This is a genomic window from Tianweitania populi (genome assembly GCF_014652875.1).
Taxonomy (GTDB): Bacteria; Pseudomonadota; Alphaproteobacteria; order Rhizobiales; family Rhizobiaceae; genus Tianweitania; species Tianweitania populi.
Genome location: NZ_BMZQ01000001.1, coordinates 144920 through 162039 on the forward strand (window position 1 = coordinate 144920; position 17120 = coordinate 162039).

Genomic DNA, 17120 nt, shown 5'->3' on the forward strand with positions numbered 1-17120 from the left:
GCATGCTGCGTGTCCTGAAAATCGTCTTTGCCGTCGCCGCCATGACCTTCCTGCTGGCGCCGCTTGTCGCGATTCTGCCGCTGGCCTTCACCTCCAGCGTGTTCCTGAACTATCCCGTACCCAGCTATTCCACGCGCTGGTTCGCGGAGCTTTTCACCGCCGATGTCTGGCGCCGCGCCATCATCAACAGCCTGGTGATCGGCCTCGGCGTCACGGTCCTGGCAACCGTGCTCGGCACCCTGGCAGCGCTTGGCCTGCGCGAACGTCGATTGCCATTCTCGGGCGTCTTGCGCACCGCGTTTTTGTTGCCGATGGTCGTGCCGGCCGTGGTGCTGGGCGTCGGCATGCAGCTCTTGTTCGTGCGCATGGGGCTCGCCAACAGCTATCTCGGCGTGATCTTCGCCCACACGGTGATCGCCGTGCCTTTCGTCTTCGTAAACGTCGCGGCTGCCCTGCAAGGGGTCGATACCCGCGTCGAGCGCGCGGCGGCGAGCTTGGGGGCATCGCCGATCACCACCTTCCGGCGCGTGACCCTCCCGCTGGCCATTCCCGGAATCGTGTCGGGCGCGGTGTTTGCCTTCGCGACATCGCTCGATGAGGTGGTGCTGACCCTGTTCGTGGCCGGACCCAATCAGCGCACGCTGGCACGGCAGATGTTCTCGACCATCCGCGAAAACATCAGCCCGGCCATCGCCTCGGCTGCCTTCCTTTTCATCGTCGGTACGATCCTGGCTGCTCTGGTTGTGGCCTTGGTGCGCTGGAAATCGGCTCAGCGTCGCATGGCCTGATCCGGTCAGGTCGACCGTTCCAACTCACGCAGTTGTGTCCCTTGCTCATGGCGGCACACAATGTTGCCGCTAGGTCAGTCACAGTACACTACCTTGACCTTCGTCTCTTGCCGTATACTACTGCAAGTTTAGGAGCTTAAAACGGAGGCACTCCTGTGAATTTGGACCTCTCGCGGCGCAGCTTTTTGAAGCTGGCCGGGGCAGGGGTTGCGGCGACGTCGGTCGGTGCGATGGGCTTTGGTGAGGCGGAAGCGGCGGAAGCCGCGCATGTCCGGCCTTTCAAGCTCGCCACAACCACCGAGACGCGCAATACTTGTCCGTACTGTTCGGTTGCCTGCGGCGTCATCCTGTATTCGAAGGGCGACCTTCGCAAGGGTGAAAAGGCCGACATCATCCACATCGAGGGCGATGCAGACCACCCGACGAATCGTGGCACGCTGTGCCCGAAGGGCGCGGCCCTCAAGGACTTCGTGAAGTCCCCGACCCGCCTGCAATACCCGATGCATCGCAAGCCCGGCTCCGACAAGTTCGAGCGCATCTCCTGGGATCAGGCATTCGACCGCATCGCGCGGCTGATGAAGGACGATCGCGACGCCAACTTCACGGCGACGAACAATGCGGGTCTTCCAGTTAATCGCTGGTCCACCACCGGCATGCTCGCGGCATCTGCCACCACCAATGAAACGGCTTGGGCGACTTTCAAATTCGCCAAGAGCCTGGGAATAGTCGGTTTCGATAATCAGGCACGCGTCTGACACGGCCCTACGGTGTCCAGTTTGGGCCCAACATTTGGCCGTGGCGCGATGACGAACGCCTGGACCGACATTAAGAATACCGATCTCGTTGTCGTCATGGGCGGCAATGCGGCGGAAGCGCATCCGTGCGGCTTCAAATGGGTGACGGAAGCCAAACATCATCGTGGTGCAAAGCTGATCGTGGTCGATCCGCGCTATACGCGCACCGCATCGGTTTCGGACTATTACGCTCCCATCCGCCAGGGAACCGACATCGCGTTCCTCAACGGCGTGATGAAGTACTGCATCGACAACGGTAAGGTGCAGTGGGAGTACATGAAGGCGTTCACCAACGCCGCCTATATCGTCAAGGACGACTTCGCCTATCATGACGGGTTGTTCACCGGCTATGATCCGGAAAAGCGCGACTACGACAAGTCGAGCTGGGATTATGTGCTGGACGAAGAAGGCTTCGTGACGTCCGATCCCACGTTGCAGCATCCGCGCTGCGTGTGGAACCTGCTGAAGGAGCATCTGGCGTCCTACACGCCGGAAATGGTCGAGCGCATCTGCGGCACGCCGAAGGACAAGTTCCTGAAGGTCGCCGAGATGATCTCGGAATGCTCGACGCCGACTAAGACGATGACGTCGATGTATGCGCTCGGCTGGACGCAGCATTCGCATGGCTCGCAGAACATTCGCGCCATGGCCATGCTGCAGCTCATCCTGGGCAATATCGGCGTGCGCGGTGGTGGCATGAACGCGCTTCGCGGCCATTCCAACATCCAGGGCCTGACCGATCTCGGTTTGATGTCGCACCTGCTCACCGGCTATCTCACGATGCCGTCGGAAAAGGACGTCGACTTCACGACCTACATGAAGTCGCGCGAGTTCAAGCCGCTGGTGAAGGGTCAGACCAGCTACTGGCAGAACTACAAGAAGTTCATGGTCTCCTTCCAGAAGTCCATGTGGGGCGACAAGGCGCAGGCCGAGAACGACTGGGGCTTCAACTATCTGTCGAAGCTCGACGTCCCGGCCTATGACGTCCTGCGCATGTTCGAACTTATGTATCAGGGCAAGGTCAACGGCTATATCTGCCAGGGCTTCAACCCGCTTCTTGCCTTCCCCAACAGGGCTAAGAACACGGAGGCCCTGTCCAAGCTGAAGTTCCTCGTCACGATGGACCCGCTGGAAACCGAGACCTCGCGTTTCTGGGAAAACCACGGCGACTTCAACGACGTCGACACCGCCGCCATCCAGACCGAAGTGTTCCAGCTGCCCACCACCTGCTTTGCGGAGGAAGAGGGCTCGCTGACCAATTCGGGCCGCTGGCTGCAGTGGCACTGGGCAGGCGGCACGCCGCCGGCGGAAGCCAAGCACGACACCTACATCGTCGCGCAGATCTTCCTGCGCATGCGTGAGCTGTACAAGACCGAAGGCGGCGCCTTCCCGGATCCGGTCCTCGACCTGACCTGGGATTATGCCGACCCGAACGAGCCGACGCCGGAAGAACTGGCGAAGGAGATCAACGGCCGCGCCCTGACGGATCTGATGGATCCGACGGACCCCACCAAGCTGCTGGTCGCTGCCGGCAAGCAGGTCGTGAACTTCTCGCAGCTGCGCGATGACGGATCGACGGCGTCGGGCTGCTGGATCTATTCCGGCTGCTTCAACGAGCAGGGCAACAACATGGCCCGGCGCGACAACCACGATCCGGATGACACCGGCGCGTACCTCAACTGGACCTTCGCCTGGCCGCTTAACCGCCGCACGCTGTATAATCGTGCCTCGGCCGATCTGAACGGCAAGCCCTGGGATCCAACCCGCAAGATCATCGAGTGGGATGGCGCCAAATGGTCCGGCTATGACGTGCCGGATATTGCACCGACGGCGAAGCCGGGCGAGGTCGGCCCGTTCATCATGAACCAGGAGGGAACGGCACGCCTGTTCTCGCGTGGTCTGATGCGCGATGGACCGTTCCCAGCCCATATGGAGCCCTTCGAGTCCCCGGTTGCCAACGTCTTCAACCCGAAGATGCGCGGCAATCCGGTGTCACGTATCTTCCAGACCGATGCCGATCAGCTCGGCACGTCGGCCGAGTTCCCTTATGCGGCGACCTCGTACCGTCTGACCGAGCATTTCCACTACTGGACCAAGCACAACAGGGTGAACTCGGCGCTGCAGCCGGAGTTCTTCGTGGAAATCTCGGTTGAGCTGGCGGAAGAAAAGGGCATCGACAATGGCGGCTGGGTTCGCGTCTGGTCAAAGCGCGGCTCGATCAAGGCCAAGGCTGTGGTCACCAGGCGCATTCGTCCGCTGATCTGCGACGGCAAGCCCGTCCATATCGTCGGCATTCCGCTGCATTGGGGCTTCACCGGTTCGGCGAAGAAGGGCTTCGGCCCGAACTCGCTGGCCGCCTTCGTGGGTGATGCCAATATCGATACGCCGGAATCCAAGGCCTTCCTGGTGAACATCGAGCCGTCGACGGCGCCAAAGGACAAGGAGCTGGTATCATGACGAACAGCCTCCAGATGGACAGCCCTCGTACAGCCGTCAGCAATCCACCGGTTCAGGCGATGGACTCGAACCTCGGCGAACGCGATCTCGTTCGCCGCTCGGCCACCAGTGATCTGCCGCCACCCGAGCGGCAGCTCACCGCCGTCGCCAAGCTGATCGATGTATCCAAATGCATCGGCTGCAAGGCGTGCCAGTCGGCTTGCGTGGAATGGAACGACACCCATCCGGGCGTCGGCGAGAATGTGGGTGTTTACACCAACCCCCACGATCTTACCGAAGACATGTTCACACTCATGCGCTTTTCCGAGTGGATCAACCCCGAGACGGACAATCTCGAATGGCTGATCCGCAAGGATGGCTGCATGCATTGCGCGGATCCGGGCTGCCTCAAGGCCTGCCCCGCGCCGGGCGCGATCGTGCAATATTCCAACGGCATCGTGGATTTCATCCACGAGAACTGCATCGGCTGCGGTTATTGCGTGAAGGGCTGTCCCTTCAACATTCCCCGCATCTCGAAGGCCGATCACCGCGCTTACAAATGCACTTTGTGTTCCGACCGCGTGGCGGTGGGGCAGGGCCCGGCTTGCGCCAAGGCTTGCCCGACCCAGGCCATCGTGTTCGGCACCAAGGACGACATGAAGAAGCATGCGGATGAACGTATTGCCGACCTCAAGTCTCGCGGCTACGCCAATGCCGGCCTTTACGACCCGCAAGGCGTGGGCGGCACGCATGTGATGTATGTTCTGCATCACAACGACAAGCCGCATATCTATGCCGACCTGCCGGACGATCCCAAGATCTCCGGCGTGGTTCAGGCCTGGAAGGGCGCCACCAAATATGTCGGTCTCGCAACCATGGGCTTCCTGGCCGTGGGTGCTGCCCTGCATGGTGTCTTCGCCAAGCCGAACCGCGTCAGCCATGAAGACGAGGAGGGTGCCGAGGAGGTCTTGAAAGACAAGCTCGGTGGACAATCCGAGGAGCGTGCCTGATGGTAAAAGCAGAGCGCGTTCAGCCCGGCGATGAAATCCACATGGGTCCACCGATCACGGTGGACCGCTACGGCCCGGCCGCCCGCGTCAACCACTGGATCACAGCGCTGAGCCTGATCCTGCTGGCGATTTCCGGCCTGGCGCTGTTCCACCCCTCGCTGTTCTTCCTCACCGCTTTGTTCGGCGGCGGGCAGACCACGCGCTGGATTCACCCGTGGATCGGCGTCGTCCTGTTCATCAGCTTCTACATCTTCTTCTTCCAGCTCTGGAAGGCGAACCTGTTCACGCGCACGGATGTGAAGTGGCTGATGAGCGTCAAGGAAGTGCTCACTGCGCAAGAAGACAAGCTGCCTGAAGTCGGCAAGTACAATGCCGGCCAGAAGATGATCTTCTGGGGCATGGCATTGTTGATCATGGCTTTGATCATCACCGGCGTCATCATCTGGGATCAGTATTTCTTGGAAGCCACCGCCATTCCCACCAAGCGCATCGCGGTTCTCGTGCATGCATTGGCGGCGGTTGCGATCATCTGCATCTTCATCTTCCACGTTTACGCGGCAATCTGGACGCGCGGCACGCTTCGCGCCATGACCCGCGGCACGGTGACGGGTGGATGGGCGTTCCGGCACCATCGCAAATGGTTCAAGGAACTCGCGCAGCGCCGCCGGGTTGATCCAGCAGAATAAAAGCGACTAGCTGTGGCCGGTCGGCCCGCGAGGTGAAATGACCACGTCTCCTATCCAACCCGATCCCTCAGCGATCGGGGGCATACCGAAGGCACCCCTAGCCTTCATGCCAAACACGGCGCGCCTGTTCAAAGAGCGCGCCGTGCGCTTCGAGCGGCTCGCTGAAGGCAGCCGTCTCGCGCCCTACCTCACCTTCCTTGCCGGTCTGACCCGCATCCAGAGCGAGTTGGTGGAGGCCCTACCGCCACTCGACCCGATCTCGAACGAGCAGGTCGAACGCGCCCGCAACGCCGCCATGCCGCCGCTCGATCGCTCGGCCATCGGCCAATCCGCCGTTTTTCGCGAGACCCTCAAGCAGTTTCTCGATCGCGCCGAAGCGCTCGACAAGCCGGCTGCGGCCGCCGAAGCGCTCGCGCAGGTTCAGCTGGCCGACGAGGCCACGCTGGAGTGGATGGTCGAAAACATCGCGGCCGACAATTTGCCGATCGAAGCGCTGGCGCAGCATCTCTATGTCGCTGCCGCTACGCAGATCCATGCCGCGCGCCTGGCAAGCGGTCTGGATGCAGCCAAGCTCGTGCCGATCCAGGTCGGCGTGTGCCCAACCTGCGGCGGCAAGCCGATCGCGTCCATGGTGATCGGCTTCCAGGGCGCGGAAGGCACGCGCTATGCCGGCTGTTCCTGCTGCGGCACGCTATGGAACGAAGTCCGCGTCAAATGCCTGGCCTGCGGGTCCACCAAGGGCATCGGCTACCGCGCCGTGGAAAGCGGCACGGAAGAAGCCACCGTTAAGGCCGAAGTCTGCGACACCTGCCATAGCTGGGTGAAGATCCTTTACCAGAACAAGAACCCATCGCTCGAGATCGTCGCTGACGATGTCGCGAGCCTCGGACTCGACCTCCTGATGAAGGACACGGAATACAAGCGAGCGGGCTTTAATCCCTTCTTGATGGGATACTGAACCGTGTCCGGCTATGCCGATTTGCGCGCGCTGCCTTCCGTTGATCAGCTGCTGAAGGCGCAAGCCGTTCTGCCGCTGGTGGAACAACACGGCCGCACGATCGTCACGGAAGAGCTGCGCTCGGTGCTCAGCGAAATCCGCAGCGCGGTTCGCGAGGGCGGGGCTTTGCCGGACACAAACGGCATCGTCGCATCGCTGCTCGGCCGTCTCGCCTATCGCGGCCGTTCCAACCTGCGCCCGCTGTTCAATCTCACCGGCACGGTGCTGCACACCAATCTCGGCCGCGCTTTGTTGGCCGAGGAAGCGATTGCCGCCGCCGTCGATGCCATGCGCGAAGCCGCAGCCCTCGAATTCGACCTCGATACCGGCAAGCGCGGCGAACGCGACAGCCATCTGCGCGAACTGCTTTGCGAACTTACCGGCGCCGAAGATGCGACCATCGTCAACAACAACGCCGCCGCCGTTCTAATTGCGCTGAATGCCGTCGGCGCCGGTCGTCAGGCGATCGTGTCGCGCGGCGAGCTGATCGAGATCGGCGGCGCCTTCCGCATGCCGGATATCATGGAGCGGGCAGGGGTTGGCCTGGTTGAAGTCGGCACCACCAACCGCACCCATGCCAAGGATTACATCAAGGCGATCAATCCCGAAACGGCGCTGATCCTCAAGGTCCACACCTCCAACTATCGCATCGAAGGCTTCACGGCCGAGGTAGAGGGCGCCGAGCTTGCCACCATCGCGCATGAAGCCGGCGTCTTGCTCCTCAACGATCTCGGCTCCGGCACGCTGGTCGATCTCTCGCGCTACGGCCTAGCCAAGGAGCCCACCGTGCGCGAAGCGGTAGCAGAGGGCGCCGACCTCGTCACCTTTTCCGGCGACAAGCTGCTCGGCGGTCCGCAGGCCGGCTTCATCGTCGGCCGCAAGGACCTCATCGCCGCCATCAACAGCAATCCCATGAAACGCGCTCTGCGTGTCGACAAGATCCGGATCGCCGCCATGCTCGCCACCCTGAAACTCTACCGCGATCCCGACCGCCTCGGCGCCCGCCTGCCAACGCTCCGTATGCTGTCGCGAGGCCAAGCCGAAATCCGCGCCCAGGCGGAGCGCCTTGCGCCTGAGGTCAGCGCCGTGCTCGCGCCGAAAGGCTATCATGTCGAACCACAAGCCTGTTCCAGCCAGATCGGCTCCGGCGCGCTGCCGGTGGACACCATCCCCAGCGCCGGCCTGCGCATCTCGGCACCCAGCGGCACGGCACTCGAAGCGCTCGCTGCCCTGTTCCGCTCCCTGCCGCGCCCAATCCTCGGCCGGTTGCAGGATGGCGCGCTCGTCCTGGACCTGCGCTGCCTCACCGACGAAGTGGCCTTCCTCGACAGCCTCAGCCAAGGCGCGACACATGCGGCTGCTTGACCGCATCTTCGGCCGCAAGCCTGAGCCTGCGGCCGTTATCCCAACCGACCCAATGGCTGACGCGCTTGCCGCCGCGAAAGCTGGCAATTACACGACAGCCCTGTCGATCTGGGAACGGCTCGCCCAAGACGGCATCGCCCGCGCGCAGAACAATCTCGGTGCCTGCTATGCCGAAGGCCTCGGCGTGCCGAAAGACCGCCAGCACGCGGGAGACCTTCTGCGCCGGTCAGCCGAAGCCGGCGATCCTGTCGGCCAACGCAACTACGCCGCGTTCCACATGCAGGGCGTCACCGGCAGCGATCCCGATTACGCCATCGCCGCCGACTATTACCGCCGCGCCGCAGACCAAGGCGACGCTCCCGCGCAGGACATGCTGAGCTGGATGCTGCTCGAAGGCGAGATCATGCCAGCCGATCCCGCCGAAGCCCGCCGCTGGGCGCATGAAGCCGCCGAAAGCGGCATCGCGTCCTCCATGACCCGTCTCGGCATGCTCTACCACAATGCGCTCGGCGTCGACCGCGAGCCGCATCAGGCCGTTTACTGGTGGAGCAAGGGTGCGAGTGCAGGGGATGCCGATGCCCAGGCCATGCTCGGCGCCGCCTACCACATGGGTGCGGGCACGGAGCGCGACGGCATCACCGCTCTGGCCTGGCTGATCCGCGCAGTGAGCGGCGGCAGCACGCTGGCCGGACCGTTCGTCGGCCCGGTACGCGACAGCCTTTCGTCTGACGAGATCCAGGAAGCCGAACGCCGCGCCGCCGCCTTTTTGACCGAGGCAGCACAATGATCGTCGGCACCGCCGGTCATATTGATCACGGCAAGACGACGCTCGTCAAAGCGCTTACCGGCACCGATGCCGACCGCCTCAAGGAAGAAAAAGCGCGCGGCATCACCATCGATCTCGGCTTCGCCTATGCCCGCTTTGCTGATGAAGCGATCACCGGCTTCATCGATGTTCCCGGCCACGAGCGCTTCATCCACACCATGCTCGCAGGCGCCGGCGGTATCGATTACGCCCTGCTGGTGGTGGCCGCCGACGACGGCATCAAGCCGCAAACCACCGAACACCTCGCCATCCTCGATCTCCTTGGCGTATCCCGCGGTCTGGTCTGCATCACCAAGGCCGACCTCGCGCCGCCCGAGCGCCTCGACGAACTGGCAGAGCAAATCCAGCTTCTGCTCGCCCCGACGACCCTCAAGGACATCGATATCCTGCCGGTGTCAGCCGCATCCGGCTGGAACATCGATGCGCTGAAACAGCGACTGGCGGACGCCGAACGTGCAACCACCGCCGCCAGCGCCGAAGGCCGCTTCCGCCTCGCCGTCGACCGCAGCTTCACCCTGTCCGGCGCCGGTACCGTCGTCACCGGCACCGTTCTGTCCGGCTCGGTTGCCGTCGGCGATCGCGTCACGATCTCGCCCCCCGGCCTCTCTGCCCGCATCCGCTCCATCCACGCCCAGAACCAGCAAGCCGAGCGCGGCGTCGCCGGCCAGCGCTGCGCCCTCAACCTCGCAGGCGAGGGCATCTCCAAGGACGCCATCACCCGCGGCGACATGGTGCTCGATCCCACCCTGCACGCCCCCACCACACGCATCGACGTCGAATTGAGCGTGCTCGACAGCGAGCCGAAGCCGCTCAGTGACTGGTTCTCCGCCCGTTTCCACCATGCCAGCGCAGAAACCGGCGCCCGCATCGTGCCTCTGGAGGGTCCGGTTGCGCCTGGCAGTCGCGGCAAGGTGCAACTCGTCCTCGACCGCCCGATCGCCACAACCGTCGGCGACCGCTTCATCCTGCGCGACGTCTCCGCCCAACGCACCATCGGCGGCGGGCGCCTTCTCGATCTGCGCGCCCCCTTACGCAAACGCCGCACGCCGGAACGCCTAAGCTTCCTCGATGCCGCAGCACTTTCAGATGCCGGCGAAGCCTTGCGGGCGATGCTCGACACTTCGCCCTATCTCGTTGATCTGCAAGCCTTTGCCCAAGACCGCGCCCTTTCAGAAGCACAGCTTCAATCAGCGATTACCTCCGCAGCCGCCGAGATCATCGAAAGCCCCTCCGGCCGCCATGCCCTCTCGGCTGCGCACCGCCAGCAGTTCTCGGACGAGGTGCAAACCCTCCTCGCAACCTTCCACGCCGACAATCCCGACCTCCAGGGCATGGGTCGCGAACGGCTTCGGCTACAGGTAACGCCCCGGCTCCCAGCTCCCGCTTTCCTTACCGCCTTGCGCGCCGAACAGGCAGCCGGGCGCATCATCTTGGAGGGTGCGTTCGTTCGGGTACCCGGTCATGAGGTCCGATTAACCGGTCAGGAAGAGGAAATTTACGGTCAGATCCTCCCGTTTTTGCAAGGAGAAGACCGGTTTCGACCCTTTCGCGTCCGGGATTTTGCCGAAAATCTGGGTCTCGACGAGCGCGAAATCCGCCGCGTTCTCAAACTCTGCGCCCGCCTCGGCCGCCTTGACCAGATCCGCCACGACCACTTTTTCACCCGCCAGACGACCGCCGAGATGGTCGAGATTATCCGCGACGTCGCCGCCAAGACCGAGCGCGGCGAATTTACCGCAGCCTTGTTTCGCGACCGGGTCAACAACGGCCGCAAGGTCGCAATCGAGATCCTCGAATTCTTCGACCGCCAGGGCATCACCATCCGCCGCGGCGATCTGCGCCGCATCAATCCGCATCGTCTCGACCTGTATAGCGGCGAGACGGAATCGACAGCCGGCGTTGTGTCTGGCAAAGACTGAAGCGGACGCGACTGCCGTTAGTTCCTAGAACGGGGTCGGGCGACCGATTGACGTCACGTTGCTGCCGCGAGTTCACGCCGGCCGTCCTGTTTTCGCGGTTGCGGCTTCGGCCGAAATCACCCACTGAAGGCGGTATGGAAGAGAATCGTCCCCGGTGGGGCGTCCGGACTTCAAATCCGGGTGGGGCAGCGAGGCTGTCCTGGGTGGGTTCGACTCCCATTCTCTTCCGCCATCAGCCCTTCACTTCCGCCACGGGGAAGCACGCCTTGACGGACAAAACCCTTGACACCGATTTCGACGATTGGATCACGGCGACCTTCCGCGAAACCGGCTCCTTCACGATGATCTTCGTGCTGGTGCGGATCGGCGAAAACAATGTCGATCTGCTGCGCTCGGCCTATCTGCACGTCATCGGCGACGAGTTGCGCTGGCCGGATATGTTGAAGGTGTTTGAAGGCGCGGGTGTCCAGTGGTCGGGCGCCGTGTTCTTCCGGGCGGGGCGTGAGGGCATCGTGCGGGATGAGGAAGCCAAGGCGCGGCTTGGGTCGCTGATCCGCAAGCTGCACGAAGACCGCTCGATCATCCGGGATGGCGAGTTCTTCAATGCCGATGGCTTGCGGCTGGCGATCGAGGAAGTCAGCCTACATTGACCGCCTCGACTCCACGGAATGCCGTCCTCAACAGCCGGCAGTAGCAGGCACCGACTGGCCTTGCGCGGCCGGCGTCACCTTTTCCGGCACGCCGGCAAGGTCGATGCCGCGTGCCGTGGGCGGCTGCCACGTCGGCGACGCGGCTGTGGCGCCTTGCGGGTTGGTGCCGATATAGGCACCACCCGTGCCGCCGCTCCAGCCGGTCGATCCGGTATTGCCCGGCGCCGTGCCGTCAGCCGAGTTGCGATCGGGCGCCGTTGCAGGCTCGGCCTTGCTTGCGGCCTGCGTGCAGTTCGTCTTGTCGCCTGGCCGGCTGACATCGTTGGGCGTTTGAGCGAAAGCGGGTGCCGCGCTCATGAAACCGACGGTGGTCAAAGCCAGCAGAACACGGCGAAGGGCGGTTTGATCGCGCATGACAATCTCCTATTCAACCTCAATAACGAAGGGGCCGGGGCGCTTGTTCCCGAACCGTTCGTCGATCAGGCCGCGACGGTGATGCCGGCTGAGCCAGCTTCGGCCTTGCCGATGATCGTCGCCAGCGGATAACCGGCGTCGCGAATGGTTTTCAGCAGAGCTTCCGCCTTGTCCGGCGCACAGGCAACCAGCAGCCCGCCCGAGGTCTGCGGGTCGGCGAGAAGCAGGCGCTGCCAGTCCGGCATGCCCGCGGGCAAGGTGATGTCTGCGCCGTAGCTGTCCCAGTTGCGATGGGAAGCACCGGTGATGAAGCCGCTTTCCGCAAGCGCCTTGGCTTGGCTGAGGAAGGGCAGATCATCGAGCGATAAGGTGAGTTGCAGGTTGGAAGCCTTCGCCATTTCCAGCCCGTGGCCGAGAATGCCGAAGCCGGTCACATCCGTGAGGGCATGCACATCGGGGTTGGCGGCGAGTTCCGTGCCGACGTGGTTCAGCAGGGTCGTGGACGCCACCATTTCGTCATAGCAGCCGTCCGGCAGCGCGTTCTTCTTCAGCGCCGATGAATAAATGCCGATGCCCAGCCCCTTGGTCAGTATCAGCGCATCGCCGGCCTTGGCGCCATCGTTGCGGCGCACCTGTTCCGGCCGGCAGATGCCGATCACGGCGAGGCCATAGATCGGCTCGACGGAGTCGATGGAATGGCCGCCGGCGACGGGAATGCCGGCTTCCGCGCAGATCGACGCGCCGCCTTCGAGGATCTTGCCGATGGTGGCTGGTTCCAGCTTGTTGATGGGCATGCCGACCAGCGCCAGCGCCATGATCGGCTTGCCGCCCATGGCATAGATGTCGGAGATCGCGTTGGTCGCGGCGATGCGGCCGAAGTCGCGAGGATCGTCGACGATCGGCATGAAGAAGTCGGTGGTGGCGATCACGCAGGTGTTGTCGTCGACCTGCCAGACGGCGGCATCATCGGCGGTCTCGTTGCCGACCAGCAGCTGCGAAAAGGGCTGCGCGGCAGGCTGTGAAGCCAGCAACTGGCGCAGAACGGCGGGCGCCAGCTTGCAGCCGCAGCCGCCGCCATGGGCGAGATCCGTCAAACGGGGCGTGATGGAGTCCATGATTTCACCTAGGTCTTCAAACCGGGACGAGGGGTGTGAGACCGCTTTCCCGTCGAGGGGAGACAGGTTCGACATGGAGGCTGACCCACACGGGGCACATGCGCAAAGCATAGCATCTCGGGCGCGAGATGAAAGGTCTGCGAGCCCTTGGCTGCCGGGTACGGGGTGGACGGATTGTCCGCCCTAGAGCGGGATCACCATCGGCGTGCCGGTCACCGGATCGGCCATGATCTGCGCTTGAAGGCCGAAGGCGCTCAGCAGATGCTCCGGTGTCAGCACAGCGGCCGGCGGGCCTTCCGCCACCAGCCCTTCCTTTCCGAGCAGGATTAGATGATCGGAAAAACGTGCTGCGAGGTTGAGGTCGTGCAGCACGCTGACGACCGTCGTGCCGGCTTGCAGGTTGCGGCGGCGCAGCAGCGACAGGACTTCGATCTGGTGCGGCAGGTCGAGCCAGGTAGTGGGCTCGTCAAGCAGCAGGATGGGCGTGGCCTGTGCCAGTGCCAGCGCGATCCAGGCCCGTTGGCGTTGCCCGCCCGACAATTCGTCCAGCGCGCGGTCGGCATTCTGGGTCATGGCAACCGCATCGAGCGCCTGCGTGCAGGCGGCTTCATCTGCCGGGGTCCAGGGTGCCAGAAAGCCGCGCCAAGGCGCGCGCCCCCGCCGCACCAGCTCGCCGACGGAAATGCCCTGCGGCGCCAGCGGCGCTTGCGGGAGGATGGCGATGTCGCGGGCAAGCGTACGCGTGTTCTCGTTGCGGATGTCCTTGCCGTTCAGCGTCACACGCCCGCCGGTGAGCGGAAGCAGCCGGGCGCAGGCGCGCAGGAGCGTGGACTTGCCGCAGCCATTCGGTCCTAGGATCGATGTCATGCAGCCGGTCGGCAGGTCGAGCGTGAGATTGTTTATCACGCGGCGGTCAGGATAGCCGAGCGTCAGGTTTTCTGTCCTGAGGATCTTGTTTGTCACAGCTCGCCCTTTTCCATTTCGCGCGACAACCGCCAAAGGAGATAAGGCGCGCCGAGCAGACCGGTCATGACGGCGATCGGCAGCTGCAAACCTGGGATGGCCGCACGCGCCACGAGGTCAGACGCCACGCAGATCAGCGCGCCAGCGCCGGCGGCAGCGAAGAGCCGTGCGGCAGGTAGGCGCGCGCCGGTCAATGCCGCGCCGAGTGGCGGCGCCATCAGCGCTACAAAGGGGATTGGTCCGGCGACGGCCACAGCGGCGGCAGCGAGCAGAACGGCCGTACCGACCAGGCTCCAGCGCGCGCGCTCGACATGAAGGCCGAGGCCGGCGGACAGGTCATGCCCGAGTTCGAGCAGCTTGAGGGCGGGGATCTGCGCGGCAACCGCCACAGCGAGCACCGCGCCGATGATCCACACCTGCGCGGCATGGCCCCAATCGCGCGCGGCCAGCGAGCCGGACAACCAGCGCTGCGCTTCGGTGGCTTCACTGTTCGGCAAAGTGAGCAGCAGGAAGGAACCGATCGCGGCGGCGGTGAAGCCGACGCCGAGGCCAACCAGGATCAGCGTCAGGGTCGAGGTGGGGTGGCCGGGGCGGTACGCCAGAGCGGCCATCACGAGCGCCGCGATCAAACCACCGCCCGCCGCAAGCAGCGGCATCGGCAGGGTGAGCCCGACCGATACGGCAAAGATCACGGCCAGACCGGCGCCGGAATTAAAGCCGAGCACATCCGGGGCAGCAAGCGGATTGCGCAGCAGGGTTTGCAGCAAGGCACCCGACAAACCAAGCAGCGTGCCGGCGCCGAGTGCGGTGGCGATGCGCGGCCCGCGCAGAACGCGGATCGTCAGCGCGCCGGGCCCTTCGCCGCTGACAAGACCGTGCCAGAGCGCAGCCGGGCCGATCGCAACTTCGCCGATCATCAGCGAAAGGAGAATCGCTGCCAGCAGCAGGATGACAAGAAGCAGCCCGCTTTTCATGCGTGGCGCTCGCGTTGCAGCGTGCGGGCGATCCACACGAAAACCGGCCCGCCGATCAGCGCTGTCATGACCCCGACGCGGACTTCCGCCGGTGCGAGAACGAGGCGGCCGATCGTGTCTGCGAGAAGCAGGATGGTTGCGCCGAGAACGGCCGAGGCCAGCATTTCGCGTCTGAGATCATGGCCGGACAGGCGGCGGGCGAGCGGCGGCACCATCAGGCCCAAAAAGGCGATCGGGCCGGCAACGGCCACGGCGGCACCGGTCAGCAGCGTCACCACGCCAAGCGCGCCGGCTTGTGCCTGAACCACCCGCGTGCCGAGGCCTCGCGCGAGTGTGGTGCCGAGCGACAGGGTTTCGATTACCGGGGCCAGAACGATGGCGAGCGCGGTTGCGGCCAAGGCCGTCAGGCCCATGGCAAGCAGCGGGCGCTCGCCAGCCTGCGCCAGCGAGCCGGTGACCCAGAAGCGGTAAACATCGAGCGAGTCGCTGCGGGTGAGAACGATCGCCGACACCAAGGACAGAAGCAGCGCGTTCATGGCGGCACCCGCCAGCGTCAGGCGCACTGGCCCGACATCGCCGCGCAAACCGCCGCCAAGCGCGAAAACAAGGCCGGCCGCGATCGCCGCACCGGGAAAGGCCAGTGCTGCCACCACGCCGCTATCGGCCTGGCCGAGCAGCAGCGCGCCGAGCACCACGGAAAAAGCGGCACCGGCACCCACGCCGAGAATGCCGGGATCGGCGAGGGGATTGCGCGTCAGCGCCTGCATCACCGTTCCCGCCATCCCCAGTGACGCCCCCGCGATGAGGCCCGCGATTAGGCGCGGAAAGCGGATCGAGGCGAGGGTGAGATGCACGGGATTGCTGGGGTCGTAAGCAGTGATCACGCCCCAGAACTCGGCCGGCCCGATTGTGCGCACGCCGACACACAGCGTCAGCAACGCCGCTGCAAGGAGAAGCGCAAAAAGGCCGACGCCTGTCTTCAAGGTGCGATGCCTGCCGCAACAGATGAGGGGACGGCTGTCTTCGGATCGCCATCAAGGGCGAGCGCGATGCCATCTTCGAGTTCGGCAAGGGCGAAGGGCAGGGACAGGATGCTGCCGAAGGAAAGGGCGGCTGCGATCGTTTCGCCGGCAAAGACTTCGCGGCCTTCGCGATGCGCTTTCAGGATCTTGCGCATGGGAAGCGCGACGAGATCCGGCACCGAATTGAAGGACGACACCCAAACGAGAAGGTCGGCATCGAGCGCCGACAGGTCTTCCGGCGACAGGGCGGCATAGAAGTTGCCTTTCCCGAGCTGGTCGATCTGCGGCACCGGCTGGAAGCCGAGTTCGGCCAGAAACCGGCCGCGCGAGTCGTGGCTCGTAAAGCCGCCGGTTTCGCCCGCGAAGTTATAGGCGGCGACGGCGGACTTGCCGGCCCAATCGGGATGACGCGCACGGGACAGGGCGAATGTGTTTTGCGTTTCGGCAATCAGCCCGTTGGCCAGCGTTTCCTTGCCGACGGCGCGTCCGAGCGTCAGCGTCAGTTCGTTCCAGGGCGTGCCATAAGCCGGCTGGTCCGGCGCCTGCATCAGGGTCGGCGCAATCTGCGACAACACGGAATATTCCGCCTGCGAAATGCCCGAACCGATGCCGACGATGAGGTCAGGCTGCAAGGACGCGACCGTCTCCATCGAGACCTCACCGGAGATCAGCGTGGGCTGTGCATCGCCAAGCTTGGATTTCGCCCAAGGCCAGACGCCGAAGGGCTGATCGCCGAACCAGTAGCGGGTGGCGACCGGCACGACATCCAGCGCCAGCAGCGTGTCATGCGTGGTGTAGCCGAGCGACACGACGCGCTTGGCCGGGGCTTTCAGTACGGTTTCGCCGAACGCGTGGGTGAAGCGGATTTCGTCTTGCGCGAAAGCGGGGCGAACAACGGCGCAGGCAGCCATGCCGCCGAGAACGGCGCGGCGCGTAACCTTCAACGGCGATACGTTCTTCACAATCGACACCCTCTGCGGCACCCTGCCTTCGCCGTGCCGAAGAAGAGTAAAGATGTCAACATTTGCTGTGGCTTGAAGCCGCTCGCACCTCTGCGCTGCCGCCGAAATGGTCGTTTGCAGTTGAAAAACCATGCAGCGGCACTTCGCCAGCAGAGTGCCAGATTGACAAATGTCGAGTGATCTTCGAGAATTGTCGAGA

The 17120-nt window shown here is 64.1% G+C and carries 15 protein-coding genes and 1 tRNA gene; 10 read left to right on the forward strand and 6 right to left on the reverse strand.

Going from position 1 to position 17120, the window contains the following annotated elements; all coding sequences use genetic code 11:
• Positions 1-2: 2 nt before the first annotated feature.
• From IE166_RS00730 to IE166_RS00775, 10 genes are all read left to right on the forward strand, one after another.
• Positions 3-788 (forward strand): ABC transporter permease, encoded by a 786-nt coding sequence (locus IE166_RS00730; protein WP_189503155.1) that lies wholly within the window; start codon positions 3-5, stop codon positions 786-788.
• 155 nt (positions 789-943) lie between these two features.
• Complete coding sequence (gene fdnG / locus IE166_RS00735; protein ID WP_210312933.1) at positions 944-4039, forward strand: formate dehydrogenase-N subunit alpha; 3096 nt, start codon at positions 944-946, stop codon at positions 4037-4039.
• The gene (fdxH, locus tag IE166_RS00740; RefSeq protein WP_385964069.1) at positions 4036-5028 is read left to right on the forward strand and encodes a formate dehydrogenase subunit beta; all 993 of its coding nucleotides are present in this window, start codon (positions 4036-4038) and stop codon (positions 5026-5028) included. The genes fdnG and fdxH overlap by 4 nt, the downstream gene beginning before the upstream one ends.
• On the forward strand, positions 5028-5714 hold the full coding sequence (locus IE166_RS00745) for a formate dehydrogenase subunit gamma (protein ID WP_189500937.1): 687 nt from the start codon (positions 5028-5030) through the stop codon (positions 5712-5714). The genes fdxH and IE166_RS00745 overlap by 1 nt, the downstream gene beginning before the upstream one ends.
• Positions 5715-5751: 37 nt before the next feature.
• The gene (gene fdhE, locus IE166_RS00750) at positions 5752-6672 is read left to right on the forward strand and encodes a formate dehydrogenase accessory protein FdhE (protein WP_189500939.1); all 921 of its coding nucleotides are present in this window, start codon (positions 5752-5754) and stop codon (positions 6670-6672) included.
• A gap of 3 nt (positions 6673-6675) precedes the next feature.
• Positions 6676-8076 carry an L-seryl-tRNA(Sec) selenium transferase gene (gene selA / locus IE166_RS00755; RefSeq protein WP_189500941.1) on the forward strand — a complete coding sequence of 467 codons (1401 nt, stop codon included), beginning with the start codon at positions 6676-6678 and terminating at the stop codon, positions 8074-8076.
• On the forward strand, positions 8063-8863 hold the full coding sequence (locus IE166_RS00760) for a tetratricopeptide repeat protein (protein WP_189500943.1): 801 nt from the start codon (positions 8063-8065) through the stop codon (positions 8861-8863). Before selA ends, IE166_RS00760 begins: the two co-directional genes overlap by 14 nt.
• Positions 8860-10821 (forward strand): selenocysteine-specific translation elongation factor, encoded by a 1962-nt coding sequence (gene selB, locus IE166_RS00765; protein WP_189500945.1) that lies wholly within the window; start codon positions 8860-8862, stop codon positions 10819-10821. Before IE166_RS00760 ends, selB begins: the two co-directional genes overlap by 4 nt.
• A gap of 136 nt (positions 10822-10957) precedes the next feature.
• A tRNA-Sec gene (locus tag IE166_RS00770) sits at positions 10958-11053 on the forward strand.
• A gap of 34 nt (positions 11054-11087) precedes the next feature.
• Complete coding sequence (locus IE166_RS00775; RefSeq protein ID WP_189500947.1) at positions 11088-11471, forward strand: hypothetical protein; 384 nt, start codon at positions 11088-11090, stop codon at positions 11469-11471.
• Positions 11472-11498: 27 nt separating this feature from the next.
• On the opposite strand, the gene IE166_RS20600 is transcribed toward IE166_RS00775, so the two are convergent.
• The 6 genes from IE166_RS20600 to IE166_RS00805 form a co-directional block, all read right to left on the reverse strand.
• Positions 11499-11885, reverse strand: coding sequence for a hypothetical protein (locus IE166_RS20600; protein ID WP_244641274.1), 387 nt, complete (start codon positions 11883-11885; stop codon positions 11499-11501).
• Positions 11886-11950: 65 nt separating this feature from the next.
• Positions 11951-13000, reverse strand: a complete 1050-nt coding sequence (gene selD / locus IE166_RS00785; RefSeq protein WP_189500949.1) for a selenide, water dikinase SelD — start codon at positions 12998-13000, stop codon at positions 11951-11953.
• A 183-nt stretch (positions 13001-13183) separates the two neighbouring features.
• A complete protein-coding gene (locus IE166_RS00790; RefSeq protein WP_189500951.1) occupies positions 13184-13963 on the reverse strand; it encodes an ABC transporter ATP-binding protein in 780 nt (259 codons plus the stop codon).
• Complete coding sequence (locus tag IE166_RS00795; protein ID WP_189500953.1) at positions 13960-14937, reverse strand: FecCD family ABC transporter permease; 978 nt, start codon at positions 14935-14937, stop codon at positions 13960-13962. Before IE166_RS00795 ends, IE166_RS00790 begins: the two co-directional genes overlap by 4 nt.
• Positions 14934-15920 (reverse strand): FecCD family ABC transporter permease, encoded by a 987-nt coding sequence (locus IE166_RS00800; RefSeq protein WP_189500955.1) that lies wholly within the window; start codon positions 15918-15920, stop codon positions 14934-14936. Before IE166_RS00800 ends, IE166_RS00795 begins: the two co-directional genes overlap by 4 nt.
• Positions 15917-16921: an iron-siderophore ABC transporter substrate-binding protein gene (locus IE166_RS00805; RefSeq protein WP_210312934.1), complete on the reverse strand. Its 1005-nt coding sequence runs from the start codon at positions 16919-16921 to the stop codon at positions 15917-15919. Before IE166_RS00805 ends, IE166_RS00800 begins: the two co-directional genes overlap by 4 nt.
• Positions 16922-17120 lie beyond the last annotated feature (199 nt).